Here is a 26,227-nt window from a genome sequence, read left to right as displayed (position 1 = left end):
ATCCGCCTGCCGGCACCTTCTCCCCGTGAAGGATGGGGAGAAGGGGGACAAGCTCCAGCGCTGGCGACCCCCCTCTCCCCCGTTTTTCACGGGGAGAGGGTAAGGGTGAGGGGCAGCGCCGAGGCTGGTTGAGAAGCGCCTAAGCCGCCGCACTCCCCTGCCCGGCGAACTGCCGGAACCAGCCGAGTCCCACCTCCGTGCCGGCCTTCGGTTTGTATTCGGCGCCGATCCAGCCGGAATAGCCGAGCCGGTCGATATGGTCGTAGAGGAAGGGATAATTGATCTCGCCCGTCCCCGGCTCGTGACGGCCGGGATTGTCCGCAAGCTGGATATGCGCGATGCGGCCAAGGTTTGCCTCGATGGTACGGGCGAGATCCCCCTCCATGATCTGCATGTGATAAATGTCGTATTGCAGGAACAGGTTCTTCGAGCCGATGCGGTCGATCAGCGCCAGCGCCTGATCGGTGTAATTCAGGAAGAAGCCCGGAATGTCGCGAGTGTTGATCGGCTCGATCAGCAGCTTGATGCTGGCCTGCTCCAGCTTTTCGGCCGCGAAAGCGAGATTTTCGGCAAAGACGTTTTCCAAAGTAGTGCGATCGGCACCCTGCGGCGCGATGCCGGCGAGGCAGTTGACCTGCTCGCAGCCAACCGCGTGCGCATAAGTGATCGCCTTGGCGACGCCCTGGCGAAATTCAGGCACGCGGTCGGGCAGCACGGCAATGCCGCGCTCGCCCTTTGCCCAGTCGCCGGCCGGCAGGTTGAAGAGAACCTGCGTCAGGCCGTTCTTCTTGAGGCGAGCGGCAACAACGTCCGGCGCATGGTCGTACGGCCCGATATATTCGACGCCCTTGAAGCCGGCGCGGGCAGCGGCATCGAAACGATCTAGGAATTCGTGCTCCCCGAAGAGCATCGAAAGATTGGCTGAAAAACGCGGCATTCTTTTTGCTCCTTCTTTCCGCCGGACCTCAATCGAGCATCACGATCGCCGTCGGCGCATCCTCGTGGCTTTCGGCAAGCTCCTCGAATTCGGTGATCTTGTCGATTTCGGTGCCCATGGAAATGTTGGTGACACGTTCAAGGATGAATTCGAGAACGACCGGGACCTGGTGGTCCTTCATCAGCCGCTCAGCCTCTTTGAAGGCGCCGGCGAACTCTTCCGGCTTGCGCACGCGAACCGCCTTGCAGCCCATCGCCTCGGCGACCGCGACATGGTCGACGCCGTAGCCGGCCTCGGGATCGTTTGCCCGGTTGACGTTCTCGAAGGCGAGGCTCACCTCGTAGTCCATCGAGAAGCCGCGCTGCGCCTGGCGGATCAGCCCGAGATAGGCGTTGTTCACGACGACGTGGATGTAAGGCAGGTTGTGCTGCGCGCCGACCGCCAGCTCCTCGATCATGAACTGGAAGTCGTAGTCGCCGGAGAGCGCGACGATGGCGCGATCGGGATCCGCGGCGCGCACGCCGAGCGCGGCCGGCAGCGTCCAGCCGAGCGGGCCGGCCTGGCCGCAGTTGATCCAGTTGCGCGGCTTGTAGACATGCAGGAATTGCGCGCCGGCGATCTGCGACAGGCCGATCGTGGTGACATAGGTGGTGTCGCGGGCAAAGGCCTTGTTCATCTCCTCATAGACGCGCTGCGGCTTCAGCGGCACCTGCTCGAAATGCGTCTTGCGCTTCATGGTTTTCTTGCGCTGCTGGCATTCCTTCGCCCAGCCCGACCAGTCGCGCAGCTTGCCGGCCGTACGCCACTCGGTGGCGACGTCGAGCAGCATCTTCAGCGCCGCGCCCGCATCCGAGACGATGCCGAGATCCGGCGCGAAGACGCGGCCGATCTGAGTGGGCTCGATGTCGACATGGATGAATTTCTTGCCCTTGGTGTAGACGTCGACCGACCCGGTGTGGCGATTGGCCCAGCGGTTGCCGATGCCAAAGACGAAGTCGGCTTCAAGCATTGTCGCGTTGCCGTAACGGTGCGAGGTCTGCAGGCCGCACATGCCGGCCATCAGCCGGTGATCGTCGGGGATCGCGCCCCAGCCCATCAACGTCGGAATGACCGGCACGCCGGTGACTTCGGCGAACTCGATCAGCAAATCGGAAGCATCGGCGTTGATGATGCCGCCGCCGGCGACGATCAGCGGCTTTTGCGCCTGGTTGAGCATTGCCAAAGCCTTTTCGGCCTGGGCGCGCGTCATTGCCGGCCTGAAGGGAACCAGCGGCTCATAGGCCTCGATGTCGAATTCGATCTCGGCAAGCTGCACATCGAGCGGCAGGTCGATCAGCACCGGGCCCGGTCGCGAGGAGCGCATCAGGTGGAACGCCTTCTGCAGCGCCATCGGCACCAGATAGGGTTCCATGACGGTGACGGCCCATTTGGCGACGGGTGCTGCGATCGAAGCGATGTCGACGGCCTGGAAATCCTCCTTGTTGAGGCGAGCGCGCGGCGCCTGCCCGGTGATGCAGAGGATGGGAATGGAATCCGCCGAGGCGGAATAGAGCCCGGTGATCATATCGGTGCCGGCCGGACCTGAGGTGCCGATGCAGAGCCCGATATTGCCGGGCTTGGCGCGGGTAAAACCTTCAGCCATGTGCGAGGCGCCCTCGACATGGCGCGCGAGAACGTGGCGGATGGTGCCGCGCGCCTTCAGCGCCGAATAGAGCGGGTTGATCGCCGCGCCCGGCACGCCGAAGGCATTGGTGATGCCTTCCTTTTCTAGAACGAGAACCGCCGCGTCGACAGCGCGCATCCTGGCCATGTTCAGCCTCCACTTCGTTGGTTGGCTTTAGAATGCCAACGCGTTCTCGATTTTTCAATTTTTTCAGAATATTTTTTCATTTCTAGAAAACTGTTGTACCTGGCTGAATTCCCTGATCTTTTCCTTTTCCAGAAAATCGCCACGACGGGCTAGTGAAAAACTTTTTCATTGTGCTCCGCACGAAATTGCGGAGAATGCGTGCATGGAAACCACGGAAAAACGCCAACGCGGCCGGCCGCGTGCCTTCAACGGCCCGCAGGAAGCGGCTTCAGTGCAGTCGCTCGACCGCGCGCTGCGCATCCTGGCGATCGTCGCGGACGCCAGCGGCTTGTCCTTGAGCGAGATCGCGGCGCGCAGCGGCATCGCCGCCTCAACGGCCTACCGCATGCTGACGACGCTGGAGAACCACGGCATGGTCGAGTTCGACTCGACCGACCAGCTCTGGTCGATCGGCGTCGAGACCTACCGCATGGGCGCCGCCTTCCTGCGCCGCCGCAAGCTAGTCGACCGCGCCCGCATCGTCATGCAGGAACTGATGGAAAAGACCGGCGAGACCGCCAATCTGGGCGTCGCCGAGGACGATTGCGTGGTTTTCGTCAGTCAGGTCGAGACGCATCAGGCGATCCGGGCCTTCTTCCGGCCGGGCACGCGCAGTTCCTTCCATGCATCAGGCATCGGCAAGGCGGTGCTGGCGCATCTCGAGCCGGAGCGGGTCGCCGCCATCCTGCGCAAGGCCGGCCTGCAGCGCTTCACCGACAAGACGCTCTCCGACATCTCGGCGCTGGCTCATGATCTGGCGACCATCAAGCATCGCGGCTGGTCGGTCGACGACGAGGAACGCCATCCCGGCATGCGCTGCGTCGCCGCTGCCATCTTCAACGAGTTCGGCGAGCCGATCGGCGGCGTTTCCGTGTCCGGCCCGACGGTGCGGGTGACGCCCGAGCGCCTGGCCGAGATCGGTCCGCTGGTGCGCGAGGCCGCGGCCGAGGTGACGAAGATGATCGGCGGCGTGAAAGTCTACTGACTGCGACAGCTTTTGTTTGCGCATGACCCCGGCGTCATGCGCCGGGCAGCGCGCTCTTGGCCACCATCTCGGGACGGCCGGACTAAACGTATCGCTGTACACCCTCGGCTGCATGGGCCCTGCCGTCTTGCCGAGGCGTTCGAATGCATGCGAAAGGGCGTGGATGCGGAAAACGGTTCAACTATTGCTCGCCGCTTCACTTTGCGGATGCGCTGCCACGACACCGGTGCCGGACTCGAACGGGCAGCGCGTCGATTCCATACCGATCTCGCTTGCCCTCGAGGAGATCATTACCGCCGGCGTCCGCCAGCACTTGAAGGATCCAGTCTCGGCGAAGTTCGGGACGATGCTTGCCGGTGAGCGGACGTTGAACGGCCGCCATGAGATCGTGGTTTGCGGCTTTGTCGACGACAAGCGCTCGGCCGGCGGCTCCAGCGACGGCAAAGCCTTCATTGCCAAGGTCAACCCGGATGCCGGAAACAGCTTCGAACTTGTCGCGATGAGCGGTGAAACGTCTAATGCCGGGCTTGCCGTTGCCGGCGCTTGCCGCAGCGCGGGATTGGCGATCGAGGCCAAGACTTCGTAGCACCAAACGAAAAAGGGGCCGCGAAGCCCCCTTTCCGGACGGTGGCTCTCCTCTGTTTTACGCAATTCCGGACGGAAAACCGCTATGCGCTTTTCCTGGAATTGCTCTCAGAGGCGGCAGTAATGCGGATAGCCGTCGTAGCCGATGTAGGTGTTCGAGCCCGGATCGTAGCTGGCATAGCGGGCCATGCAGCGGCGAACATGCCAGGAACCGTGGTAGCCATCCTCGACATAGACCGTCCGCGGCTGCTGAGCGAGCAGGTTGCCCAGGACGAAGCCGCCAACGCCGGCGGCGATGCCGATGCCGAGCTCGCGGCGGTGATGATGGTCGTGAGCGGCCGAAGGCTGGACGGTGCCGGCCAGCGTGCCGGCGGCGACAGAGGTGGCGATAAGGGTCGAAACGAGCGTGCGCTTGAACATGATGATCTCCTTGGTTCCTGACCGAGGCGATCCATCCGCCTCTTGATCATCTGTCGTTGCAGCGCGGAAAAGGTTCGAAGTTTTTTTCTGATTTTTTTGAGTGCCCGGAAGCGGCTCAAATCTTTCGGGACTGCTCCTATCTCTGATCGAGGCGACCATTCGCCTCTGGTGATCAGTTGTGGCGGAGCGGCGGCAAAAGGTTCGATGGATGGGTGAATGAGTGAATGGTCGAGAAAACGCCGCCTTTCACCATTAACCATTCACTCCCCTTCACCCCATTCCCGTCACGTGCCGCAGCCAGAAGGCCAGCACGATGAAGCCGATGATCGTGGTGACGCCCGTCCAGTCGATGTTGGCCTTCTTCAGATCGCTGACGGCCTTCATCAGGAGAAGCCAGGTCACGACGATGAGCGGCAGGATGATGACGAATCTGATCATGCGACACCCCGTTCGACGCGATTGCACCCGACAGAGATGTAGGAAGCGGCGCGCCTCTTTCAGCATGCCGACTAAGCCAAGCGGTCCATTAGCAACCCAAAACGGAGTTTTGTCTTTACTGGCGCACGAAATGTGCTACCGGAGCGCCGTGCCCTTGTAGCTCAGCTGGTAGAGCAGCGGTTTTGTAAACCGAAGGTCGCGGGTTCGATCCCTGCCGGGGGCACCATCCTTCGCTCTGCCAGCTTTCGAAGCATCACTATATTCTGGCAATGCGCTATTTCCGGCAGGTGCTGCCATGTCGCGAACTCTGATCGTCATTGGCCTCAGCATAGTTGCCGCTGGCCTGCTGTGGCCATGGGTGACCAGGATCGGCCTCGGCAGGTTGCCCGGTGATATCGTGATCGAGCGCGAGAATTTCAGGCTCTACTTTCCCATCACCACGGGAATTCTGATCAGTGTCGTTCTCTCGACCATTCTGTGGCTGATCAACCGTAACTGAGTAGTTCGGCCGCAGCGCTTTGCTGAAAGCCCTCTACCCGCTCGCTCTTGATCTTCTATACGCCGATCGCAGCCACCAAGATCCGGTTCTGCCGCTTTATCGCCGCGCGCAGCTCCGGGATTTTCGCCTCGTCGCGCTTCACGAACTCGATGAACATCATGTTCATGTTGTTGAAGATCAGCTCGCCCACCGCCGGGCCATCGATGTCTGACCGCACCAGGCCGATCTCCTGCAGGCGGGCGATCAGCGCCCGGATCTGTTCGGTCAAGGCGCGGTCGAGCGCGGTATAGGCCTGGCCGAAAGGGCTGTCGGGCAATTGGGTCGAGATTGCCATCGCCTGCCGCCACATCTCCTTGCTCAGGTAATTGAGCGAGTGCTCGATATAGATGCCGATCAGCCTGTCGAGCGCGTCGCCGACATCGGCCGGCGGGCTGCCGACCACGCCTTGCCCGGCATTCAGCACCTCGTTGACCTCCATAGCGACGATGGCGCCGAGGATGTCACCCTTATTCTGGTAGTAATTGTAGATCGTGCCGATCGAGACTTCGGCTTGCGCAGCGATGGCCTCGATCTTGGCGCCTTCATAGCCGGCCTCACGAAAAAGCTCCGTCGCCGCATCGATGATGCGGCGGTGCCTGTCCGCCTTCTGGCGTGCGCGCAATCCGCTCATATCGGCCTTTCTGCCATAAAATCATAATTGACTCAATTTTAGAATTGGTTCAACTTTTCCTCAACAAGCCAGCAAGGCAGGGAGAACACTCGATGACCGTCAATGTCCGGAATCTGCTTTCCAGCCTCAAGTCCCGTCTCGGAGCCGCCTGCGCTGCTGTGGCGCTGCTCGCCGCGGGCGGCGCTCAGGCCGCCGATCTCAACGCGCTGATCTGGTGCGACCACTCCGATCCGGCGCTGCTGCAGCCCTTCGAGGAGGCCAACAACGTCAAGGTCAACGTCAAGGAATTCGAGGGCACAGGCGCAGGACTTGCGATCGTCGATCAATCGCAGCCGGGCGATTGGGACGTGATGGTGATCGATTCCATCGACGTGCCGCGCGGTGTCGAGAAAGGCCTGTTCGAGCCGCTGCCGGAGAAAAAGCTGCCTTTCGCCGACCTCTTTCCGGAAGTGAAGATGGACAAGTCCACCGTGGTCGACGGCAAGCGCTATGGCATCACCGAAAAGTTCGGCTACAACACGATCGGCTTCAACAAGACCAAGGTCGATCCGGCCGACATGCAGTCGCTGGCTTCGCTGACCAGCGACAAATACAAGGGCAAGATCGCGATCTACGACTATTACCTGCCGGTCATCGGCATGGCGGCTCTGGCGATCGGCAAGAAGACGGCCGACCTCACCGAGGCAGACCTGCCCGCTCTCAAGGCCGAGCTGCTCAAGATGAAGGCCAACGCCAAGCTGGTCGGCGAAGTCACCGCCAGCCAGACCGCGCTTGCGACCGGCGAAGTGGACGTCCTTGTCGGCGGCGGCGAGTGGGTGACGGCGGGGCTCGCCAAGGAAAACCCGGCGCTCGACTTCTCGATCCCCAAGGAAGGCGCGGTGCTGTGGTCGCAGTCGCTCGCCATGTTCAAGGATTCCAAGAACAAGGACATGGCGCTAAAATTCATTCAGTACATTCTGAGCCCGGAAGGCCAGGCGCGCCTTGCCACCTCCTCCTGCTACTGGGGCATGCCGTCCAACAAGAAGGCAGCGCTCACCGACGAGCAGAAGAAGATCCTGCGCTTCGACGAGCAGCCCGGCTTCCTCGCCCGCGCCCAGGCCTATCCGGCGCCGAACGCCGATCTCGACAAGAAGATGCAGGACATGTGGACCGAAATGCTGCAGGCGCAGTAATCGGCCGATGAGCGTTGCCGGAAGCAACCTGCGTGCCCTGCCCTGGGCGCTGGTCACGCCGGCGCTGGCGTGGACGCTTCTGTTCTTCGTGCTGCCCTTCGTCGCCATGGGATTGTCGAGCCTGACGGCGCATGAAGGCGGCGGCTTCACTTTGGCCAATTACAGCCAGTTCTTCACCGATCCATCCTACTGGCGGGCGATGGTGAACTCGTTGGAGGTGACCGCAATCGTCACCGTGATTTCGATCGTGCTCGCCTATCCATTCGCCTGGATCCTCGCCGAGCAAGTGCCGGAGCGCTGGCAGCGATTGGCACTGATGCTCGCCGTGCTGCCGTTCTGGACGTCTTACGTCGTGCGCTCCTATTCCTGGCTGCTCGTGCTGGCGCAGAACGGCGTCATCAATCGGGCGCTCACCGGCGTCGGCTTGGTCGCAGAGCCGCTGCAGCTTGCGAACACTCGGTTCGCTACCGTCACCGGCTTCGTCCACTTCTTCGTCATGCTGCTGACGCTCACCATATTCGCCAATCTGAAACAACTTAGCCCGAGCTATCGCAAGGCGGCCGCCGACCTCGGTGCCGGGCCGGTGCGGACCTTCCTGCATGTCGTGCTGCCGCTGACCCTGCCCGGTATCATGGTCGGGGCTTTCCTCACCTTCGTACTCTGCATCGGCGACTACATCACGCCGCAGATCCTCGGCGGCAACAACGAGCTGGTCATGCCGCAGCTGGTCATGATGCAGATCGGCCGGCGCGGCGATTTTCCGCTGGCCTCGGCGCTTTCGATCATCCTGATGGCCGTCGTCACCGTCGCCTATCTCGCCTGCGCCCGCTGGCTGAAGATCGAGCGGGCTTGACCATGCGTGCTGCCGTCCGCCTCGCCGCCTGGCTCTACGCGATCGCCGTCTACGGCTTCATCTTCCTGCCGGTGGTCGTGCTGATACTGTTCTCGCTGCAGGCGACCTCTTTCCCGATCCCGCCTTTCACCGGCCCGTCGCTGCGCTGGTACCAGGCGGTGCTGTCCGATGCACGCCTCACCTCCGCGCTGGTCAATTCGCTGCTGGTGGCGGTGCTGTCCTCGCTCGCATCCGTCACGCTCGGCTTCCTTTCCGCCTGGGGTTTCGCGCGCTTCGTGCTGCCGGGCTCGGCCCTGCTGCGCGGGTTGATCACGCTGCCGCTCACCGTCAGCTATCTGATCATCGGCATGGGGCTGCTGGTGCTGTTCAACTGGGCCGGCGTGCCGAAATCGCTCATCGCCGCCGGCATCGGTCATGTGGTGATCAACCTGCCGCTCTGCTTCGCCATCATCTACAGCCAGATGGGCGACCACCAGATCAACATCGAGCGCGCCGCGCGCGACCTCGGCGCTCCCGAATGGAAGGTGCTGCTGATGATCACGGTGCCGGTCATGGCGCCGGCGATCTTCGCCGGCTTCTTCCTGTCGATGACCTTTTCCTGGGACGAGTTCGTCATCTCCTTCCTGCTCACCCGTTTCGAGACGACGCTCCCGGTCGAGATCTGGAACCTCTTGCGCTCCGGCCTCAACCCCAAGACCAATGCCGTCGGCTCGCTGGTCTTTGCGGTCTCGATTGTGCTCGTGGTGCTGTTCGAATTGACCCTGCTGCGGAGAAAGCCGGCATGAGCGCCCCATTGGTCGACATCCGCAACGTCTCGCATCGTTTCGGCCTCCTTCCCGTTTTGAAGAACGTCTCGCTCGCGATCGAGCCCGGCAGCTACACGATCCTCCTCGGCCCGTCCGGCTCCGGCAAGACGACGCTGCTTTCGATCCTTGGCGGCTTCGTCACCCCCAGCGAAGGCAAGGTGTTCATTCGCGGCGCGGATTGCACCGCCGTGCCGCCGGCCAAGCGCCCGACGACGACCGTCTTCCAGGACTACGCGCTGTTCCCGCATATGAGCGTCGGTAAGAATGTCGGCTTCGGGCTGCGCATGCAGGGCGTCGATCGCGCGACGCGGATGGCAAAGGCGCGCGAAGCGCTCGCCCTCGTCGGGCTTGCAGACTCCTTCGACAAGAGGCCGCACCAGCTCTCCGGTGGCCAGCGCCAGCGCGTGGCGCTGGCGCGCGCGCTGGTCATCGAGCCGGCGGTGCTGTTGCTCGACGAGCCGCTCGGCGCGCTGGATCTTAAGCTGCGCCGGCAGATGCAGGACGAGTTGAAAGCGATCCAGAAGCGGGTCGGCACCGCATTCGTCCATGTCACGCACGACCAGGAAGAAGCGATGGCCCTGGCTGACCATTGCGTGGTGATGAATGACGGGCGCATCGAGGACGAAGGACCGCCCGAGCGAGTCTATGCGCGGCCGAAGACTCGCTTCTCGGCGACCTTCATGGGCGAAAGCACCATTCTTGCCGGCAAAGCCGGCGAAACACAGGATGGACGCTTCGCAGTGGCGACCAGGCTCGGGCCGATCTCGCTGCCCGGCACGGCGCCGGCTGGCGCGGCTGTGGCGCTTGCCATCCGGCCTGAGCACCTCATCCTTGCGGGAGCGAAAGGCGACGTTGCGCTCGGCACCGCGAGGGTCAGCGACGTCGTCTTCCAAGGGAGCTTCAAGCGGGTGCTCGCCACCTCGGCGCAGGATCCTGCATTGCAGTTCATCGCCAAGGCACCAGCTCCCGCGACCGTCCAAGCCGGCGACACGGTCGCGGTTTCATGCGACGCTAAAGACATCATCCTGCTGGCGGACTGATCCATGAGCATGCTTCCGGTCATCGAGGCTCCGGACTGGTACGAGAGCATCCGCATGGGCGACGACGTCACGCTCATCCATGAGCCATGGATAAAGCCGTTCTTCCGCTGCAACATCTGGCATGTGCGCGGCCGCGACCGCGATCTTTTGTTCGATACCGGCCTCGGCCATGTCAGCCTGCGGCGCCATGTGCCGCTGGTCACCGAACGCAAGCTTGTCTGCGTCGCCAGCCACACGCATTTTGACCACATCGGCTGCCACCACGAATTTCCGGATCGCTGCGTGCATTCCGCTGAAGCCCAGATCCTCGCCGATCCGCGCAACGAATGGACGGTCGCCGACCGCTACGCGACTGACGATATGTTCGACGGCATGCCCGACGGATGGGATGCGGCCAGCTACCGCATCCCGCCTGCGCCGGCCAACCGGCTGCTTGAGCATGGCGACGTCGTCGATCTCGGCGATCGTGCCTTCGAGGTCATCCACACGCCTGGCCACTCACCCGGCGGCATCGCGCTCTACGAGCGAAAGACCCGCATCCTCTTGTCCGGCGACATCGTCTATGACGGGCCGCTGATCGACGACGTCTACCACTCCGATATCGGCGACTATGTCGAGACGCTGCTTGCCATGCGCGACCTCGACGTCTCGGTCGTGCATGGCGGCCATTTCCCGAGCTTCGGCAACGTGCGCTACCGCCAGTTGATCGACGAGTATCTTGCGCAGAAGCGGCAGGCGGGCTGTCACCTGCTGCAGAACCGCTAGCGCTTCAAAGCGCCCTTTGCGGACAAGGCATCCCGGCGGCGTCGCCGCAGCGGGAGGCCGTCGGATGCGGCCGCTGGCTCATCTCCTCCGAGTGGCGCACAAGCTCGGCGAACATGAGGGCGAAACTTCCCATCATCAGGAAGACTATGATCAGACGCGTCACTGGCAATAGATAGGTCTCTCGACTGGCCAGCCCCCGCCAACCCATCCACTGCCGGCTAACATGATCGATCCGGCTTTACGAGTGTTTAAGCCTGGTCTTAACCATTGCAGCCATCACATTCGTTGCATGGCTGTCACGAAGCGCGAGCGCCAACGCGTATCCGCATGGCGGGGCGCACCGCCCTTTGCAGATGCGGTCGGCGCATGCTACGCCGTCGCCTGCGCGACCGGCAGGCGGTAGCGGTCGCCGTTCGGGATCCATGAGCAAAGAAACCAGCCGTTTCGCCTTCGTCTCTTCCGACACCGACGACGCCCGCGCGGCGCTGGAAACCTTGTCGGCGCGTTATGGGCAAATACCTGTCGCCGAGGCGGAGATCATCATCGCGCTCGGCGGTGACGGCTTCCTGCTGCAGACGCTGCGCGACACGATGAGCACGGGCAAGAAGGTCTACGGGATGAACCGTGGCACCATCGGCTTCCTGATGAACGAATATCGCGCCGGCGGTCTCGATGAACGCATTTCGAAAGCGGTATCCGAGACGATCCGCCCGCTGGAGATGCAGGCGGTGACTCACGAGGGCGAAACGATCTCGGCGCTGGCGATCAACGAAGTGGCGCTTTGGCGCCAGTCCTATCAGACGGCGAAAATACGCATCACCGTCGACGAGCAGGTGCGGCTGGAGGAATTGAACTGCGACGGCGTCATGATCGCGACACCCGCTGGTTCGACAGCCTACAATCTGTCGGCGCACGGGCCGATCCTACCGCTCGACGCGCCGCTTTTGGCGCTAACGCCGGTGAGCCCCTTCCGGCCTCGGCGCTGGCGCGGCGCGCTGCTCTCCAACAGAGCGATCGTGCGCTTCGACATATTGGAGTCGGAAAAGCGCCCGGTGAACGCAGCCGCCGACCACACCGAGGTCAAAGCGATCGCCTCTGTCACGGTGCGGGAATCGCCGACCGCGACGGCGACGTTGCTGTTCGATCCCAATCATTCATGGAACGAGCGTATTCTTGCCGAGCAATTCCGCTATTGAGCCGGTAGAAGACAATAACCCCGATTAAGCATCGCAATTAAGGTTACGTGTTCACAATCCGCCGGATTCCCGGCCGTTTCTGTTGACAAATCGCGGACTTGCGCCTAACTGCAACCCGATCTTGCAGGCGCGCGGCGCCCGCCGCAACGCGTGTTGCGATTTTTCCCGAACCAGCCAAAGACAGCCACAACTTGTCCGCAGACACTCAGACCGCTCAAGAAGCGTTGACGTTCACAGACCTCGGCCTGTCGCCGAAGGTCCTCTCCGCAGTCACCGATGCCGGCTACACCAAGCCTACCCCGATCCAGTCCGGCGCCATTCCGCATGCGCTGCTTGGCAAGGATGTGTTGGGCATTGCCCAGACAGGCACCGGCAAGACCGCTTCCTTCGTGCTGCCGATGCTGACCCGGCTGGAAAAGGGCCGTGCGCGTGCCCGCATGCCGCGCACGCTGATCCTCGAGCCGACACGCGAGCTCGCCGCCCAAGTCGAGGAAAACTTCGTCAAATACGGCAAGAACCACAAGCTCAACATCGCGCTGCTGATCGGCGGCGTCTCCTTCGAGGAGCAGGACAAGAAGCTGGAGCGCGGCGCCGATGTGCTGATCGCCACGCCCGGCCGGCTGCTCGACCACCGCGAGCGCGGCAAGCTCTTGCTCAACGGCGTGGAGATCCTCGTCATCGACGAAGCCGACCGCATGCTCGATATGGGCTTCATCCCGGATATCGAGCGCATCTGCGAGATGATCCCGTTCACGCGCCAGACGCTGTTCTTCTCGGCGACCATGCCGCCGGAAATCACCAAGCTCACCGAAAAGTTCCTGCATGCGCCGGTGCGCGTCGAGGTATCCAGAGCCGCTTCCACCGCGACCAGCATCACGCAGCGCCTGGTGAAGTCAGGCTCCAAGCCGTGGGACAAGCGCGAGACGCTTCGCAATCTCATGCGGGCCGAAGAGTCCGATCTGAAGAACGCCATCATCTTCTGCAACCGCAAGGTCGAAGTGTCGGAGCTTTTCCGCTCGCTGCTGAAGCATGATTTCGACGCCGGCGCGCTGCATGGCGACATGGATCAGCGCGCCCGCATGCAGATGCTTGCCAATTTCCGCGATGGCAAGCTGCGTTACCTCGTCGCCTCGGACGTCGCCGCCCGCGGCCTCGATATTCCAGACGTCAGCCACGTCTTCAACTACGACGTGCCGATCCATGCAGAGGATTATGTCCACCGTATCGGGCGCACCGGCCGGGCCGGCCGCTCCGGAAAATCCTTCACCATCGCGACGCGCTCCGACACCAAATATGTCGACGCCATCGAAAAGCTGATTGGCACCAAGATCGAATGGCATGACGGCGACCTGTCAACGGTCGCCGAGAGCGAAGACGAAGAAGCGCCTCGCCGTGGCCGCGGCGCGCCGCGGCGCGCCGGTCGCAAGGACGAGGACCGCAAGAGCCGTGGCGAGCGCAAGAAAAGCGCGGACCGCCACGCCAGGCACAGCGACGACGAGACGCCGGAGACACCACGCGAAGAGCAGCCGGTGGCCGAGATTGCCGACATTGCCGAGCGCCGCGCCCGCAAGGATGCGATCCGTTCCGAGAACGACCGCAAGGGTTTCGACAACCGCAACGAGCAGCGCGGGGCTTCCCGTCCTCAGCGCGACCACAGCCGCCCTGGCCGCCACCGCCATGAAGAGGACGACGCGACCGTCGGCTTCGGCGATGACGTGCCCGCGTTCATGCGCATCGTCGCGAAGGTCTGACCTCAATACCGCGTCGGCAACAACGAGGCGGCCCCGAATGGGGCCGTTCCTCTACTGCCGCTTCGCTTGAAGGATACAAGCGCTTTGCCGGGATTGTCCTGCTGCTGCCTACATCGGCCCGGGCATCATCTTGGTCGGCTTCTCCAGCATCGGAAACTCGGCGTTGCTGCATTTCACCTTCGGGTTGGTCGGGCTGAACATGCCGTTCGGATTGTCCCTGAACAGCCAGGCGTGAAGATCGTAATGGACGAACTCCTTCGGGATGAGCGGATAATGCCCCTCCATCGGACCCATGAATTTCTGGCCAAATAGGCTCGGTGGTTCCTTGACATCCGGGGTCAAGGGCACCAGCCATTCTACGCCGACCAATTTCAAGCCTTCCTTGGTCGGTTCGTAAATGAGCACGTTGGGCTTCATCGGGTCGAGCTTCTGGCCGACGCTCGGAACGTTGACGAAATGGATGCCCATGGCGCCCTTCGGATATTCCATCGTGCCCGGAATCTTCTCGCCCGAGTAATAGACGCAGCCGACGGTCGACAGATAGAGGTCGCGAACGGCGGCCGTGTAGTCCTCATATTTGGCCAGCGATTTTTTCAGAGCTTCGATGTCGGCCTTGTTGGCGTCTTCGGCCCGGGCCGTGGCGGCTCCAACCCATGCGCCCAAGAGGCCAGTTAAAACGAGGACGCCGCAGCGCCCAAGGCGAGTCGTTCTTGTCATGCATTCCTCCCAGATTCTTGAACTGGCCGTGCAAGACCGAGGCGGAAAAATGCTGATTGCGCGGCCGGTTGTACCGCCTCGTCCCCGCTGGACAGCGTCGATGCTAGTCCTTTCCAAGGCGATGGAAAGGCATCAATTAGAACTAGCCCCGACGGCTTTTCCCATCTCGAGGTCAAACAAAACGGCCCTCGCGGGGCCGTTTTGCATAGTAGAGTAGTTCTCCTGGCAGCAGCTTCTATCAGGTCAGCGGCGACAGCTGGATCTCGACGCGACGGTTCTGGGCGCGACCGGCAGCCGTCGCGTTGGAAGCAACCGGACGTGTCTTGCCGAAGCCGGTGACGGCGAAGCGGCGGGAATCGACGCCCTGGCCCGACAGGTAGTTGGCGACGGCCAGCGCACGGCGCTGCGACAGGTCGAAATTGTGCTCGTCGCCGCCGGTCGAGTCGGTGTGGCCGAAGACGTCGACGGTCGTCTGGCGGAACTTGTTCAGCACCAGCGCCACCGAGTTCAGCACCGGATAGAAGCCCGGCTTCACCGCGTCCTGGTCGACGTTGAAGGTGATGTCGGACGGCATGTTGAGAATGATCTGGTCGCCGCTGCGGGTGACGCTGACGCCGGTGCCCTGCAGCTGACGGCGAAGCTCGGCCTCGTTCTGGTCCATCGTCGCGCCGATCGCGCCGCCGGCAAGGGCGCCGATGCCCGCACCGATTAGCGCGTTGCGGCGGTCGTTGCCGCCGGCCAGCAGACCAAGGCTGGCACCCGCCAACGCGCCGAGGCCGGCGCCGGCCGCGGTGTTGGAGATCTTCTGGTCGCCGGTATACGGATCGGTGGTGGTGCAGGCGCTCACGAGCACAGCCGTCGCCACGGCGACGAGCACGGTCTTCTTCATAAGATTGTCCCTCTCCAAATCGCGGCCGTTGCAGCCGCGCCAAATCAGCCCTTCCGCACGCGTTGTACCATGAATTGCGGCAAAAAGCGGAACGGCAAAGCTACCAGAGGTTCTTGCCGTCGATCACCACCACTTCGACCCTGTCCAGGTCGAAGTCGTCGAACAGGCGAGAGTTGACGCTGATCCTCGGGTTGTCGAAGTCGGGCTGGCCCGTCGACCAGTCCGGCGTTTCGGTGAAGGTGCCGCAGCCGCAGGTCGAGCAGAAACCATGCTTTATGGTTTTCGAGCCCCAGCGGTAGAAGGAGACGTTCTTAGGTGGGCTGGTGAGCTTGAATTGCGACGGGACGTAATAGGCCCAGAGCGACCCGCGCTTGGAGCAGAATGAGCAGGTGCATTGCGTCACCGTCTGCGGCGCCTCGGAGACTTCGAAAGTCGTGGCCTTGCAGTGGCAGCTTCCCTTGATCATCATGGATCTCTCCCTTGTCCGCCTGCCCCGCACAGTTCCGTGCGGAAGACGCCGCGGAACTTCTGTGGCAGCAAGGCAACATAAAGAAGTCGTCCTGACAACCGTCCGTCAACAGGCGCGGTAGCGCCCGGTCGAGAGGCTCACATTGCTTTCGGCACTGCCTGGCCGCGGCAATCCTAGTAAGAGGGCGGCGGCACGAACAGGCAGATGGTCTTGCCGGCGTCCAATCCGGCCTGGTGCGCGCACCAGTGATATTCGCCATCAGGCGAATCCTTGACCCGCTTGTCGCTGTAGGCGACCACCTCGCCCGTGCCTTTTATCACATAGCCTTCCGGCCGCTCGCCGATCGATGTCTGTGGCACCTCCTTGCAGTCGTAGTTGGCGCAGCAGGCAAAGGGATAGCTCCAGGCTTGCGGAAGCACCGCCGTAGGTTTGGCGTCGTGCGCGACGGCAGTAGCGGTCAGCATCATGGTCCCGAAGGTGGCGAACAGGGACAACAGGAGCCGGCCGGCCGGGCGAACGGCTCGGGCCGATCTTGACTTGGCAGCAGACATCGAAGCGTTCCTTTCGAGCATCAAGCGTTTTGTCGCTTGCCCGTTCCCGGAACGTGTCTTCCCAGTGGCCGGATCGTCAGTCGCAGATATGCCGCGTCCGGCCATACATGCTTCTATACCCAGCCCGAATGCTGGGCTGATTCCTTGGCCGGCGCAAGAACTGGGCGTGCCCTCGGAATCGCACCGGGGTTCAGCAGCGGCCGCAGAAAAGGGTGCGCCGACTTGGTTAACAATAACTACGACAAGCCTGCGACCAGGGGTGCCTAAGAACGAAATTCTGCCGACGGAAGTTCCGACCGTCAGCCGGTGACATGTTCACGATATTGCGGCAGGTCGTCCGTAATCGTGAACCATGGCGCCTTGGAACCGACGAAGATATGTGCACTTGGGCGAATGCTCGGATCGCCTGTCAGGGTCCCCATGGCAACATGGACGTAGGCACCCTCCCGCACCAAGGAGTAGAGCAAGGAGCCGCACTGCCCGCAATGCGCATCGTGGCCGCCGGCATCGCCATAGATCAGCAGCCTGTCGTCGCCCGCGGTGAGATGAAACTTGTCGCGCGCGATGCCGGCAATGGGCTTGAAAGCCGACCCTGTAGTACGGCGGCAGTTCGAGCAATGGCAATTCACCGCGTAGGCGAATTCATCGGTCACCTCGTAGCGGACGAGGCTGCAGAAGCATTGCCCGGCAAGCGTACGAGCACCTGGCCTTTTCCGGATTTGCCAAGGTCTCACCCCCTGCCAGCCGCCACCCGGCGGAAAGTTTTCGGAATACCTAGTCGAGGTCCGCCATCGCCTCACCTGCACCGCCCTCGATGCGATGCGACAGCGAGGCCTCCATGAATTCGTCGAGATCGCCGTCGAGCACGCTTGACGGGCTGGTGTTTTCGACGCCGGTGCGCAGATCCTTCACCAGCTGATAGGGTTGGAGGACGTAAGAACGGATCTGGTGGCCCCAGCCGATATCGCTCTTCGACGCCTCGGTGGCGTTCGCCACGGCCTCGCGCTTTTTCAGCTCTTCCTCGTAGAGCCGCGAGCGCAGCATCTCCCAGGCCTTGGCCCGGTTCTTGTGCTGCGAGCGTTCGGCTTGGCAAGCAACTGCGATGCCGGTCGCGAGATGGGTGATGCGGACCGCCGAGTCGGTGGTGTTGACGTGCTGCCCGCCCGACCCGGATGAACGGTAGGTGTCGATGCGCACGTCGGATTCCGAAACGTTGATCTCGATCGTGTCGTCGATGACGGGATAGACCCAGACGCTGGCGAAGGAGGTGTGGCGGCGCGCATTGCTGTCGTAGGGCGAGATGCGCACCAGGCGGTGAACGCCAGATTCTGTCTTCAGCCAGCCATAGGCGTTGTGCCCCTTGATAAGCACGGTGGCCGACTTGATGCCGGCCTCTTCGCCTTCATGGACTTCCAGCACCTCGACTTTGAAGCGGCGCCGCTCGGCCCAGCGCGTGTACATGCGCAAGAGCATCGAGGCCCAGTCCTGGCTCTCGGTGCCGCCGGCGCCGGCATGGATTTCAAGATAGGTGTCGTTGGCGTCCGCCTCGCCCGACAGCAGGGTCTCGACCTGACGGGCCTTGGCCTCGCCCTGCATCGAACGCAGCGCCGCTTCGGCTTCCGCGACGACGCCCTCGTCGCCCTCTTCCTCGCCGAGTTCGATCAGGCCGATATTGTCCTCGAGCGCCTGGGTCAGCCCTTTGACCGCCGCGATCCCCTCATCGAGGCTCTGGCGCTCCCGCATCAGCTTCTGCGCTTCCGCGGGGTCGTTCCAGAGGCTGGAATCCTCCGCGCGCGAGTTCAGATATTCAAGCCGCTTGAGGGCCGCATCCCAGTCAAAGATGCCTCCTCAGCAGGGTTATCGCCTGCCTGATCTCGTCGACAATGTTCTGCGTTTCCGCGCGCATGGCTCTTCGTTCTGTCCTGTACTTGTCGTTCTTTTCGGAATCGGCGCGATACATAGGCACGGCACCGCCGCCTGTAAAGCGAAATGGGCCGGCGTTGAGCTGCCGGCCCATTCGAAACCTGGGGAAGTCAGTAAAGGCCGCCGCCACCGTCCTGGATGGCCTGATTGGCCTGCGGCGACAGCGCGCCGCCGGCACCATTGGAGCCGTCCGCGCCCATGCCGATGACCCAATAGCTATCGGCCGGGCCGGTGCCGGGCTTGAACGCCTCGATGATGGTGTTGGGGTCGCCTTCGGCCGCGCGCATGCCGGTCTTGCGGTTGATGGCGATCAGCTTCATGCCTTCCGGAACCTGGAAGTCGACATTGGGCGTGCCGTCGAGCGCGACGCGCATGAAGTCCTTGAAGATCGGCGCGGCGAGGCCACCACCCGTGGCCCCCTTGCCCAGGCCGCGCGGCGTATCGTAGCCCATATAGAGGCCGACGACGAGGTTCGGCGTGAAGCCGATGAACCAGGCGTCCTTCTCGTCATTGGTGGTTCCGGTCTTGCCGGCGATATGGCGGCCGAGCTCGGCGATGGTGGCGCCGGTGCCGCGCTGCACCACGCCCTCCATCATGGAGGTGATCTGGTAGGCGGTCATCGGATCGAGCACCTGCTCGGAATTGTCGACCAGTTCCGGCTCGGGTTGGTTCTTCCATTCGGCGGCGTTGCAGCCCTCGCAGCCGCGTTCGTCCTGCTTGAACACGGTCTTGCCGTAGCGATCCTGGATGCGGTCGATCAGCGACGGTTTGATCGACTTGCCGCCATTGGCCATGATCGAATAGGCCGACACCATGCGCATGACCGTCGTCTCGCCGGAGCCCAGAGCCATCGGCAGATAGGGCGCAAGATGATCGTAAACGCCGAAACGCTCGGCATATTCGACGACCAGCTTCATGCCCATGTCGTTGGCCAGCCGCACCGTCATCAGGTTGCGCGACTTCTCGATGCCCGAGCGCAAGGTGGCCGGGCCGGCGGCCGTGCCGTCATAGTTCTTCGGCGTCCAGGTCGTGTTGCCGCTCTGGATGGTGATCGGCCCGTCCATGATCACGGAAGCCGGCGTGTAGCCGTTGTCGAGCGCCGCCGAATAGACGATCGGCTTGAACGAGGAGCCCGGCTGGCGCATCGCCTGGGTAGCGCGGTTGAACTCCGACTGCGCGTAGGAGAAGCCGCCGACCATGGCCAACACACGCCCGGTATGCGGATCCATGGCAACCAGGCCGCCTTCGACCTCGGGCACCTGGCGCAGGCTATAGGCGTTGTCGGAGCCCTCGTTCTTCTGCACGAAGATGACGTCGCCGGGTTCAAGCACTTCCGCCGGAGATTTCGCCCTGACGGACTTGCCGTTGACGAAATGGCGCATGGCAAAGCCCATGTCGTCCTTGCTGACGGTGCCCTCGACGCGGTCCTTGACGAGGTCGCCGGAGACCTGACGCGCCGGCTGCATGCCGATCGTCAGCCCATCGGCCGAACTGTCGAGCACGACGGCGAGCGTCCACTCCGGCACGTCCTCCAGCCCCTTGACCGCACCGAGCGGCACGCCCCAGTCGCCGGAAACGTCGATATGGGTCACCGGTCCGCGGTAGCCGCGCAGCGTGTCGTATTTCAGCAATCCGTTCTGCATTGCCTTGCGGGCGATGAGCTGGATTTTCGGATCGAGCGTGGTGCGCACCGACAGGCCGCCCTCATAGAGCGCATTCTCGCCGTAGCGGGCGATGATCTGGCGACGCACCTCCTCGGTGAAATACTCGCCCGCGAACAGGTAGGAGCCGTTGCGGCGCGGCTTCACGCCGAGCGGCTCGGCCTTGGCCTTGTCGCCCTCCTCGCGCGTGACGTAGCCGTTCTCGACCATCTGATCGATGACCCAATTGCGGCGCTCGATCGCCCGGTCGGCATGCTTGAAGGGATGATAGTTGTTGGGGCCCTTGGGCAGCGAAGCAAGGTAAGCGGCTTCAGCGACGGTGAGTTCGTTGACCGACTTGTCGAAATAGGTCAGCGCGGCGCCGGCCACGCCATAGGCGCCGAAGCCGAAGAAGATCTCGTTGAGATAGAGCTCGAGGATGCGGTCCTTCGAATAGGCCTGTTCGATGCGGAAGGCCAGGATCATCTCTTTGATCTTGCGCTCGTAGGTCTGGTCGGAGGTCAGCAGGAAGTTCTTTGCAACCTGCTGCGTGATCGTCGAGGCGCCGACCTGACGCCTGCCGGAGCCGAAATTCTGCAGATTGACGATGATGGCGCGGCCGAGGCCGGTGATGTCGATGCCCGGATGGTTATAGAAGTTCTTGTCCTCGGCCGACATGAAGGCTGCCTTGACGCGGTCCGGGATCGCCTGGATCGGCAGATAAAGGCGCCGCTCGCGAGCATATTCGGCCATCAGCGAGCCATCCGAGGCATGGATGCGCGTCGTCACCGGCGGCTCATATTTGGCCAGAACCTCGTAGTCGGGTAGATCCTTCGTCAGATGGCCGATGTAGATGGCAAGGCCCGCAGCGACCAGCAGCGCCAGCGTCGTGCCGATGCCGAAGAAATAGCCGATGAGACGAATCATGCCCGCTCCAGTCCGAGGTCCGGGATTTCCTAAACGAAGCCGACAGTCGCGCAAGCTTCAGGAGCGGTCCCAATCCGCAATGGAAACCCATTGTCGCGACCATGTGGACAAAATACGGCAGCACGAAGTTTCAGGAACTCAGTCCGCCAAATAATAACGCCACGTGTTGTCGTCGCGCAACGCTGCTTGCGGTTGTAGGACGGCTCAAGGTTGTGGGCAGGTGGGTCCCGTCAGCCCCCGGCCCTGGCTCCCGCTTTCGCTGCGGCAAACAGGGCAACGGCATTGGTTATGCTCTGAGCCGCCTTGCCGCGCCAGTCGGCGCTGAGCAATTGCGCCTCGTCCTTGCTGTTGGAGAGGTAACCAAGCTCGACCAGAACCGAGGGCACGTCGGGCGCCTTCAGCACCTTGAAGCCGGCCGAGCGCTGCGGATTGTTGATCAGACCGACGCTGGTCGACAACTGGCCGACCAGCGTGTGCGCAAAGCTCATCGAAAATCCGTGGGTCTCGCGGCGGATCAGGTCGATCAGGATGTCGGTGACCTCCTTGTTGTCGTCCTCGATCTTCAGACCGGCGAACTGGTCGGACAGGTTTTCGCGATCGGCGAGCGCCTGTGCCTCGGGATCGGAGGCCTTGTCCGAGAGCGTGTAGACCGTGGCGCCGCGGAGTCCCTTCACTGCGATCGTATCGGCATGGATGGAGATCAACAGATCGGCTTCGTGCTGGCGAGCGATGCGCACGCGCTCGTCGAGCGGCAGGTATACGTCACTGTCCCGCGTCATATAGACATCATAGCTGCCGACCGCGGCCAGCTTGTCACGCAATTCTGTGGCAAAGGCGAGCGTGACGTTCTTCTCGACCGTGCCGCCGGCGCTCTCCGCGCCGCCGTCGACGCCGCCATGACCCGGATCGATGACCACTGTGAAGCGGTGCCCAGGCGCCGAAATCGGCCCGGTCCCGACACGGCCGCCCTTATCGGTGGAAACGGTCGAGCCGGTCGTCAGCGATTGGTTGGCCAAAGCCTCGTCGAATTCCCTTTCCGATGCGGCCGACATGTCGATGGCGACGCGATAGCCGCTGCCATCGTCATTCTTCAGCACCTCGAGCTTGTCGACGGCAAATGGTCCTTTGCCGGTGAGGATCAGCCGCGAGCCTTTGCCCTGATCGCCGTAGCGAACGGCGCGCACCAGCCCGCGCGGCTTCACGTCCTTGGCGTTGAGGGCGAATCGCGTGCGCGGCAGATCGACCACAAGGCGGCTGGGACCGCGCAGCAGGAACCACTTCACGTCCGGTTCTCTGTCGAAGCTCACGACGATGCGCATCTTGGTGGCATCGCCGGCCATCTTGTAGCCGGTGGCGCCAAGCGACCCGTCGGCCCGCGAGGCGGCGGTCAGGCCAAGCAGGATCACCAGCAGGAAAACAGCCCTTGCCATGAGCCGCAGATGCCCGGCGGCGCCACGCTCCTTGTCTGCGGTGCCTGCCAGTCCCATCTCTATTCCAGTCGCTCCCCGTTAGGCGCCTCGCGCCGGCCTGTTTGGCAGAACGGCCTGTCTGGCGGCCAACCCGATTAACGATTGGTATCCAGAGAAGGTTAACCAAGCCTTTTCATGCAGCAGGTGGAGCGCGACCTTCCCCTGCGGAAGCGCTTTTTGCCGGCATCCGAAATCGGGGTTGCCTTCCACCCCGCCAAATCATAAAAGCGACATTGGATCACTGCAATCCCGGAACCGCCCGCCCTGCAGCTTCCCGCCAGGGTAAGATGTGCAAGGCGCTTCCGGGTTTCAGGTGATCGCGACGATTTTCGCAGGCGTGCTCCCGTGGCGGGGGAATCGCTTGCGCGATGAAAACGGCCGGGATCTCCCGCGCCGGCTCTGTGCGAGCAAACAAGCTGGTCCGGCCAAGCCCGGGCTTTGGTTCAAAAGGTTCTGCTGGGTGCCGATGGCTTCAAGCGCAATCATGGAAAGGTCCGCATCGAACCGCGCCATTGTGGCTGCGGGCGGCACCGCCATCGCGCTCAAGCTCCGGCCGGCGGACATTCAATTATCCGGCAGCCACACAAATCCAGGCACACAGCGGCGGGGTCTGCCTCGCCAGCTGCGGCTGATGGCTGCCGGGAGGAAACGAAATAATGCCCAACAAGATGCTGATAGACGCCTCCCACCCGGAGGAAACACGCGTTGTTGTCGTTCGCGGTAACCGCATCGAAGAATTCGACTTTGAATCCCAGGACAAGAAGCAGCTCAAAGGAAACATCTATCTCGCCCGCGTAACCCGCGTCGAACCTTCCCTTCAGGCAGCCTTTGTCGAATATGGCGGCAACCGTCACGGTTTTCTCGCCTTCAGTGAAATTCACCCCGACTATTACCAGATCCCGGTAGCCGACCGTCAGGCCCTGCTGCGCGCCGAAGCGCAGGAGGCGGACGACGAAGAGGACGAGGAGGCCGAGACCGGCGAGGAACAGCAGGCGCGCGATCGCGGCGGCCGCCGCAACCGCCGGCGCGGCGGCAAGAACCGCGACCGGGCCGAGCAAAAGCGCGGTTCCGATGCTGCCGGTGCCGACGAAGGCGGCGAAAGCGCCGATGAGGTCGCAGCTTCCAGCGCTTCCGCTGATGAGCCCGGCGATGCGGCCGATACCTCGACCGAAGCCACCGAAGGCTCCGAAACCGTTGAGACCGTAGCCGAGGCAGCCGGCGAAGAGGAGAACAAGGCCCCCGAAGCCGGCAGCGACACCGAAGACGCCGATGCGACCGACAGCGAGAATCGCCAGCCTTCCGAGAGCGGCCCCACTTCGATCGCCGCGAGCATCGATGCGGATGTGATTTCGGAACCGGTGCAGGCCGAATCGACCAGCGAGGTCGCTCCGGCCGAGGAAGCCGCTCCCAGCGACGATGATCGCGGCATGCTCGAAGAAGTTTCGTCCGCACATTCGGACGAACACGAAATCGAATCGGTCGGCGCCGAGGATGCGCTTGAAGAGGTCCGTAACCGCCGCAAGCCGGTGCGCCGCCAGTACAAGATCCAGGAAGTCATCAAGCGCCGCCAGATCCTGCTGGTCCAAGTCGTCAAGGAAGAGCGCGGCAACAAGGGCGCGGCGCTGACCACCTATCTGTCGCTCGCCGGGCGCTATTCGGTCTTGATGCCGAACACCGCGCGTGGCGGCGGCATCTCGCGCAAGATCACCAATGCCCAGGACCGCAAGCGGCTGAAGGAGGTCGTCGCCGATCTCGAGGTGCCGCAGGGCATGGGAGTCATCCTGCGCACCGCCGGCGAAAGCCGCACCAAGGCCGAGATCAAGCGCGACTACGAATATCTGATGCGGCTTTGGGAGAATGTCCGCAATCTCACGCTGCAGTCCACGGCCCCTGCCCTGGTCTATGAGGAAGGCAGCCTGATCAAGCGCTCGGTCCGCGACCTGTACAACAAGGATATCGACGAGATCCTGGTCTCCGGCGAGGACGGCTACCGCGAGGCCAAGGACTTCATGCGGATGCTGATGCCGAGCCATGCCAAGGTGGTTCAGCCCTACCGCGACACCACGCCGATCTTCGTGCGCAACGGCATCGAGGCGCAGCTCGACCGGATGCTGCAGCCGCAAGTGACGCTGAAGAGTGGCGGCTACATCATCATCAACCAGACCGAGGCGCTGGTCTCGATCGACGTCAACTCCGGCCGCTCCACCAAGGAGCATTCGATCGAAGACACCGCGCTCCACACCAATCTGGAGGCCGCCGAGGAAGTCGCGCGGCAGCTCAGGCTGCGCGACCTTGCCGGCCTGATCGTCATCGACTTCATCGACATGGAGGAGAACCGCAACAACCGCGCGGTCGAGAAGCGGCTGAAGGATCACCTCAAGAACGATCGCGCCCGCATCCAGGTCGGTCGCATCTCGCATTTCGGCCTGATGGAGATGTCGCGCCAGCGCATCCGTGCCAGCGTGCTGGAATCGACGATGAAGCCCTGCCCGCATTGCGGCGGCACAGGCCATGTGAGATCGGACTCCTCGGTGGCGCTGATGGTGGTGCGGGCAATCGAGGAATTCCTGCTCAAGGATTCGCGCAGCCACATCACAGTGCGCACGCCGGCGGCGACCGCGCTTTATGTGCTCAACCACAAGCGCGCCAATCTGGTCGAGCTCGAGGCCCGGTTCGGCCTGAGCATCACGCTCGAAGCCGACGAGACGCTGGGCGCGCAACACTACGCGATCTTCCGCGGCGCGGTGGCTGAGAAGCCGGAAGGCTTCCTCGAGGTGCGCAGCCTGCCGACCTATGTCGAGCCGGAAGAGCCCGAGGACGAGATCGTCGTCGAGGAGGAAGAAGAGGTATCGGTTCAGGCCGAACAGCCGCGCCATCCACAGCAGGGACAGCATCCGCATCGGTCCGAGGACGGCGAAGGCGGCCGCAAGCGCCGCAAACGCCGTCGGCGGCGCGGCGGCAAGGATCGCGACCGCGAGCATCAAGGCCATGGCGATGCCGTCTCGGCCCCCGCACCTGCGGACGCCGGCACGATTGCTGGCGAAGCAGCAGCCGAGGTAACGGCTGAAGCACCGGCCGGGGCGGAAGCAGCTGAAGAGGGGCAGGGCAAGAAGCGCCGTCGCGGCAAGCGCGGCGGCAAGCGCAATCGCCGCGAGGAAGGCGAGATCGCTGCCGATGCCGATGCCGGCGATGGTCTCGAAGGCGAAGAAGCGGAAGTCGAAGCTCCCGAGGGCGCGCCGCCGGTCGCTGCAGCCGAAGAGCAGGCCGCGCCCTCGCCCGCCAATGACGATTTCGCGGAAACGGAGAAGCCGAAGAAGCCTCGCCGTGCACCGCGATCGAAGAAGGCTGTCGAGGAAACCGTCTCCGAGAAAGCGCCCGAGCGGGCGGCGGAACTTCCCGCTGAACCTGCGGCCGCCGAACCGGAGCTGACAGCGGCCGCTGCTGCTCCGACCGAGGCCGAAGCGCAGGTCAATGCCCATCCGACGCGGCGCAAACCGCAGTCGATCGACACGCCGGCTGTCCCCGTCGTTTCGTCCAACGTCAGCGAGGAAGCCAAGACCGAAGAAAAGCCGAAGCGTGCCGGCTGGTGGCAGCGGAAGGGCTTTTTCTAAGCTCTGTCAGCTCATTAGGCTTAGTTGTTAAACAGAAGATCCCGTGCCGCCCGGCGCGGGATTTT

Annotated in this window: 25 protein-coding genes and 1 tRNA gene; 12 read left to right on the top strand and 14 right to left on the bottom strand. The window is 63.0% G+C overall.

Annotated elements, in window-relative coordinates; all coding sequences use genetic code 11:
- Positions 1–139: 139 nt before the first annotated feature.
- Positions 140–937 carry a 2-oxo-tetronate isomerase gene (gene otnI / locus CK222_RS18515; protein WP_095801328.1) on the bottom strand — a complete coding sequence of 266 codons (798 nt, stop codon included), beginning with the start codon at positions 935–937 and terminating at the stop codon, positions 140–142.
- Between the two features lie 28 nt (positions 938–965).
- Positions 966–2,747, bottom strand: a complete 1,782-nt coding sequence (gene gcl / locus CK222_RS18510; protein WP_095801327.1) for a glyoxylate carboligase — start codon at positions 2,745–2,747, stop codon at positions 966–968.
- Positions 2,748–2,949: 202 nt separating this feature from the next.
- Here gcl and bhcR point away from each other — a divergent pair, with 202 nt between their 5' ends.
- Both bhcR and CK222_RS18500 read left to right on the top strand, forming a co-directional pair.
- Positions 2,950–3,771: an HTH-type transcriptional regulator BhcR gene (bhcR, locus tag CK222_RS18505; protein ID WP_095801326.1), complete on the top strand. Its 822-nt coding sequence runs from the start codon at positions 2,950–2,952 to the stop codon at positions 3,769–3,771.
- 226 nt (positions 3,772–3,997) lie between these two features.
- Positions 3,998–4,357: a hypothetical protein gene (locus tag CK222_RS18500; RefSeq protein ID WP_245433076.1), complete on the top strand. Its 360-nt coding sequence runs from the start codon at positions 3,998–4,000 to the stop codon at positions 4,355–4,357.
- A gap of 107 nt (positions 4,358–4,464) precedes the next feature.
- On the opposite strand, the gene CK222_RS18495 is transcribed toward CK222_RS18500, so the two are convergent.
- Together CK222_RS18495 and CK222_RS18490 are read right to left on the bottom strand one after the other, a co-directional pair.
- Positions 4,465–4,776: a BA14K family protein gene (locus CK222_RS18495; protein ID WP_066989901.1), complete on the bottom strand. Its 312-nt coding sequence runs from the start codon at positions 4,774–4,776 to the stop codon at positions 4,465–4,467.
- 270 nt (positions 4,777–5,046) lie between these two features.
- Positions 5,047–5,214 (bottom strand): hypothetical protein, encoded by a 168-nt coding sequence (locus tag CK222_RS18490; protein ID WP_082953745.1) that lies wholly within the window; start codon positions 5,212–5,214, stop codon positions 5,047–5,049.
- A 150-nt stretch (positions 5,215–5,364) separates the two neighbouring features.
- Here CK222_RS18490 and CK222_RS18485 point away from each other — a divergent pair.
- Both CK222_RS18485 and CK222_RS18480 read left to right on the top strand, forming a co-directional pair.
- A tRNA-Thr gene (locus CK222_RS18485) sits at positions 5,365–5,440 on the top strand.
- A gap of 69 nt (positions 5,441–5,509) precedes the next feature.
- Positions 5,510–5,713 (top strand): DUF2905 domain-containing protein, encoded by a 204-nt coding sequence (locus tag CK222_RS18480; RefSeq protein WP_095801324.1) that lies wholly within the window; start codon positions 5,510–5,512, stop codon positions 5,711–5,713.
- A gap of 55 nt (positions 5,714–5,768) precedes the next feature.
- On the opposite strand, the gene CK222_RS18475 is transcribed toward CK222_RS18480, so the two are convergent.
- Positions 5,769–6,383, bottom strand: coding sequence for a TetR/AcrR family transcriptional regulator (locus CK222_RS18475; protein ID WP_095801323.1), 615 nt, complete (start codon positions 6,381–6,383; stop codon positions 5,769–5,771).
- Positions 6,384–6,475: 92 nt separating this feature from the next.
- Between CK222_RS18475 and CK222_RS18470 the strand changes: the two genes are divergently transcribed.
- From CK222_RS18470 to CK222_RS18435, 7 genes are all read left to right on the top strand, one after another.
- Complete coding sequence (locus CK222_RS18470) at positions 6,476–7,555, top strand: spermidine/putrescine ABC transporter substrate-binding protein (RefSeq protein ID WP_095801322.1); 1,080 nt, start codon at positions 6,476–6,478, stop codon at positions 7,553–7,555.
- Between the two features lie 7 nt (positions 7,556–7,562).
- Positions 7,563–8,408 (top strand): ABC transporter permease, encoded by an 846-nt coding sequence (locus tag CK222_RS18465; protein ID WP_095801321.1) that lies wholly within the window; start codon positions 7,563–7,565, stop codon positions 8,406–8,408.
- 2 nt (positions 8,409–8,410) lie between these two features.
- On the top strand, positions 8,411–9,193 hold the full coding sequence (locus CK222_RS18460) for an ABC transporter permease (RefSeq protein WP_095783289.1): 783 nt from the start codon (positions 8,411–8,413) through the stop codon (positions 9,191–9,193).
- Entirely contained in the window at positions 9,190–10,254 is a 1,065-nt protein-coding gene (locus CK222_RS18455) for an ABC transporter ATP-binding protein (RefSeq protein ID WP_095801320.1), read from the top strand. Before CK222_RS18460 ends, CK222_RS18455 begins: the two co-directional genes overlap by 4 nt.
- A gap of 3 nt (positions 10,255–10,257) precedes the next feature.
- A complete protein-coding gene (locus tag CK222_RS18450; RefSeq protein WP_095801319.1) occupies positions 10,258–11,019 on the top strand; it encodes an MBL fold metallo-hydrolase in 762 nt (253 codons plus the stop codon).
- A gap of 422 nt (positions 11,020–11,441) precedes the next feature.
- Positions 11,442–12,215 carry an NAD kinase gene (locus tag CK222_RS18440; RefSeq protein WP_095801318.1) on the top strand — a complete coding sequence of 258 codons (774 nt, stop codon included), beginning with the start codon at positions 11,442–11,444 and terminating at the stop codon, positions 12,213–12,215.
- Between the two features lie 191 nt (positions 12,216–12,406).
- Positions 12,407–13,966 carry a DEAD/DEAH box helicase gene (locus CK222_RS18435; RefSeq protein ID WP_164747527.1) on the top strand — a complete coding sequence of 520 codons (1,560 nt, stop codon included), beginning with the start codon at positions 12,407–12,409 and terminating at the stop codon, positions 13,964–13,966.
- Between the two features lie 108 nt (positions 13,967–14,074).
- Here CK222_RS18435 and CK222_RS18430 read toward each other — a convergent pair whose 3' ends face one another.
- The 9 genes from CK222_RS18430 to CK222_RS18385 form a co-directional block, all read right to left on the bottom strand.
- Positions 14,075–14,683: a hypothetical protein gene (locus CK222_RS18430; protein WP_095801316.1), complete on the bottom strand. Its 609-nt coding sequence runs from the start codon at positions 14,681–14,683 to the stop codon at positions 14,075–14,077.
- A 238-nt stretch (positions 14,684–14,921) separates the two neighbouring features.
- Positions 14,922–15,572: an OmpA family protein gene (locus tag CK222_RS18425; protein ID WP_095783284.1), complete on the bottom strand. Its 651-nt coding sequence runs from the start codon at positions 15,570–15,572 to the stop codon at positions 14,922–14,924.
- Positions 15,573–15,672: 100 nt separating this feature from the next.
- Positions 15,673–16,041 carry a GFA family protein gene (locus tag CK222_RS18420; RefSeq protein WP_095801315.1) on the bottom strand — a complete coding sequence of 123 codons (369 nt, stop codon included), beginning with the start codon at positions 16,039–16,041 and terminating at the stop codon, positions 15,673–15,675.
- A gap of 173 nt (positions 16,042–16,214) precedes the next feature.
- Positions 16,215–16,592 carry a hypothetical protein gene (locus CK222_RS18415; RefSeq protein WP_095801362.1) on the bottom strand — a complete coding sequence of 126 codons (378 nt, stop codon included), beginning with the start codon at positions 16,590–16,592 and terminating at the stop codon, positions 16,215–16,217.
- Between the two features lie 299 nt (positions 16,593–16,891).
- Positions 16,892–17,311 carry a GFA family protein gene (locus CK222_RS18410; RefSeq protein ID WP_095801361.1) on the bottom strand — a complete coding sequence of 140 codons (420 nt, stop codon included), beginning with the start codon at positions 17,309–17,311 and terminating at the stop codon, positions 16,892–16,894.
- Between the two features lie 55 nt (positions 17,312–17,366).
- Positions 17,367–18,498 (bottom strand): peptide chain release factor 2 gene (gene prfB / locus CK222_RS18405; protein ID WP_141247076.1). Its coding sequence is split into 2 segments (ribosomal slippage): positions 17,367–18,431 and positions 18,433–18,498, totalling 1,131 coding nucleotides; the frame shifts between segments, so codons are not numbered across the junction.
- A gap of 127 nt (positions 18,499–18,625) precedes the next feature.
- Positions 18,626–21,082: a penicillin-binding protein 1A gene (locus tag CK222_RS18395; RefSeq protein WP_095801312.1), complete on the bottom strand. Its 2,457-nt coding sequence runs from the start codon at positions 21,080–21,082 to the stop codon at positions 18,626–18,628.
- A gap of 230 nt (positions 21,083–21,312) precedes the next feature.
- Complete coding sequence (locus CK222_RS18390; RefSeq protein ID WP_067321571.1) at positions 21,313–22,569, bottom strand: N-acetylmuramoyl-L-alanine amidase; 1,257 nt, start codon at positions 22,567–22,569, stop codon at positions 21,313–21,315.
- A 291-nt stretch (positions 22,570–22,860) separates the two neighbouring features.
- A complete protein-coding gene (locus CK222_RS18385) occupies positions 22,861–23,115 on the bottom strand; it encodes a hypothetical protein (RefSeq protein WP_067321574.1) in 255 nt (84 codons plus the stop codon).
- A 92-nt stretch (positions 23,116–23,207) separates the two neighbouring features.
- On the opposite strand from CK222_RS18385, the gene CK222_RS18380 reads away from it, so the two are divergent.
- Positions 23,208–26,162: an Rne/Rng family ribonuclease gene (locus CK222_RS18380; protein ID WP_095801311.1), complete on the top strand. Its 2,955-nt coding sequence runs from the start codon at positions 23,208–23,210 to the stop codon at positions 26,160–26,162.
- The last annotated feature ends 65 nt before the right edge of the window (positions 26,163–26,227 follow it).

Origin of the sequence: Mesorhizobium sp. WSM3866, assembly GCF_002294795.1 — a bacterium.
Classification (GTDB): domain Bacteria; phylum Pseudomonadota; class Alphaproteobacteria; order Rhizobiales; family Rhizobiaceae; genus Mesorhizobium.
Note: the sequence above shows the minus strand (reverse complement) of the source record. Positions and strands in the feature narration are given on the sequence as shown.

Bases quoted from the DNA above. Each gene is read 5' to 3' on its own strand.
- CK222_RS18480 (WP_095801324.1), top strand. From the start codon at position 5,510: ATGTCGCGAACTCTGATCGTCATTGGCCTCAGCATAGTTGCCGCTGGC.
- CK222_RS18380 (WP_095801311.1), top strand. From the start codon at position 23,208: ATGCCCAACAAGATGCTGATAGACGCCTCCCACCCGGAGGAAACACGC.
- CK222_RS18415 (WP_095801362.1), bottom strand. From the start codon at position 16,592: ATGTCTGCTGCCAAGTCAAGATCGGCCCGAGCCGTTCGCCCGGCCGGC.
- CK222_RS18470 (WP_095801322.1), top strand. From the start codon at position 6,476: ATGACCGTCAATGTCCGGAATCTGCTTTCCAGCCTCAAGTCCCGTCTC.
- CK222_RS18475 (WP_095801323.1), bottom strand. From the start codon at position 6,383: ATGAGCGGATTGCGCGCACGCCAGAAGGCGGACAGGCACCGCCGCATC.
- CK222_RS18460 (WP_095783289.1), top strand. From the start codon at position 8,411: ATGCGTGCTGCCGTCCGCCTCGCCGCCTGGCTCTACGCGATCGCCGTC.
- CK222_RS18420 (WP_095801315.1), bottom strand. From the start codon at position 16,041: ATGATGATCAAGGGAAGCTGCCACTGCAAGGCCACGACTTTCGAAGTC.
- CK222_RS18385 (WP_067321574.1), bottom strand. From the start codon at position 23,115: ATGTCCGCCGGCCGGAGCTTGAGCGCGATGGCGGTGCCGCCCGCAGCC.
- CK222_RS18390 (WP_067321571.1), bottom strand. From the start codon at position 22,569: ATGGGACTGGCAGGCACCGCAGACAAGGAGCGTGGCGCCGCCGGGCAT.
- CK222_RS18465 (WP_095801321.1), top strand. From the start codon at position 7,563: ATGAGCGTTGCCGGAAGCAACCTGCGTGCCCTGCCCTGGGCGCTGGTC.
- CK222_RS18395 (WP_095801312.1), bottom strand. From the start codon at position 21,082: ATGATTCGTCTCATCGGCTATTTCTTCGGCATCGGCACGACGCTGGCG.
- CK222_RS18495 (WP_066989901.1), bottom strand. From the start codon at position 4,776: ATGTTCAAGCGCACGCTCGTTTCGACCCTTATCGCCACCTCTGTCGCC.
- bhcR (WP_095801326.1), top strand. From the start codon at position 2,950: ATGGAAACCACGGAAAAACGCCAACGCGGCCGGCCGCGTGCCTTCAAC.
- gcl (WP_095801327.1), bottom strand. From the start codon at position 2,747: ATGGCCAGGATGCGCGCTGTCGACGCGGCGGTTCTCGTTCTAGAAAAG.
- CK222_RS18490 (WP_082953745.1), bottom strand. From the start codon at position 5,214: ATGATCAGATTCGTCATCATCCTGCCGCTCATCGTCGTGACCTGGCTT.
- CK222_RS18440 (WP_095801318.1), top strand. From the start codon at position 11,442: ATGAGCAAAGAAACCAGCCGTTTCGCCTTCGTCTCTTCCGACACCGAC.
- CK222_RS18430 (WP_095801316.1), bottom strand. From the start codon at position 14,683: ATGACAAGAACGACTCGCCTTGGGCGCTGCGGCGTCCTCGTTTTAACT.
- otnI (WP_095801328.1), bottom strand. From the start codon at position 937: ATGCCGCGTTTTTCAGCCAATCTTTCGATGCTCTTCGGGGAGCACGAA.
- CK222_RS18425 (WP_095783284.1), bottom strand. From the start codon at position 15,572: ATGAAGAAGACCGTGCTCGTCGCCGTGGCGACGGCTGTGCTCGTGAGC.
- CK222_RS18455 (WP_095801320.1), top strand. From the start codon at position 9,190: ATGAGCGCCCCATTGGTCGACATCCGCAACGTCTCGCATCGTTTCGGC.
- CK222_RS18450 (WP_095801319.1), top strand. From the start codon at position 10,258: ATGAGCATGCTTCCGGTCATCGAGGCTCCGGACTGGTACGAGAGCATC.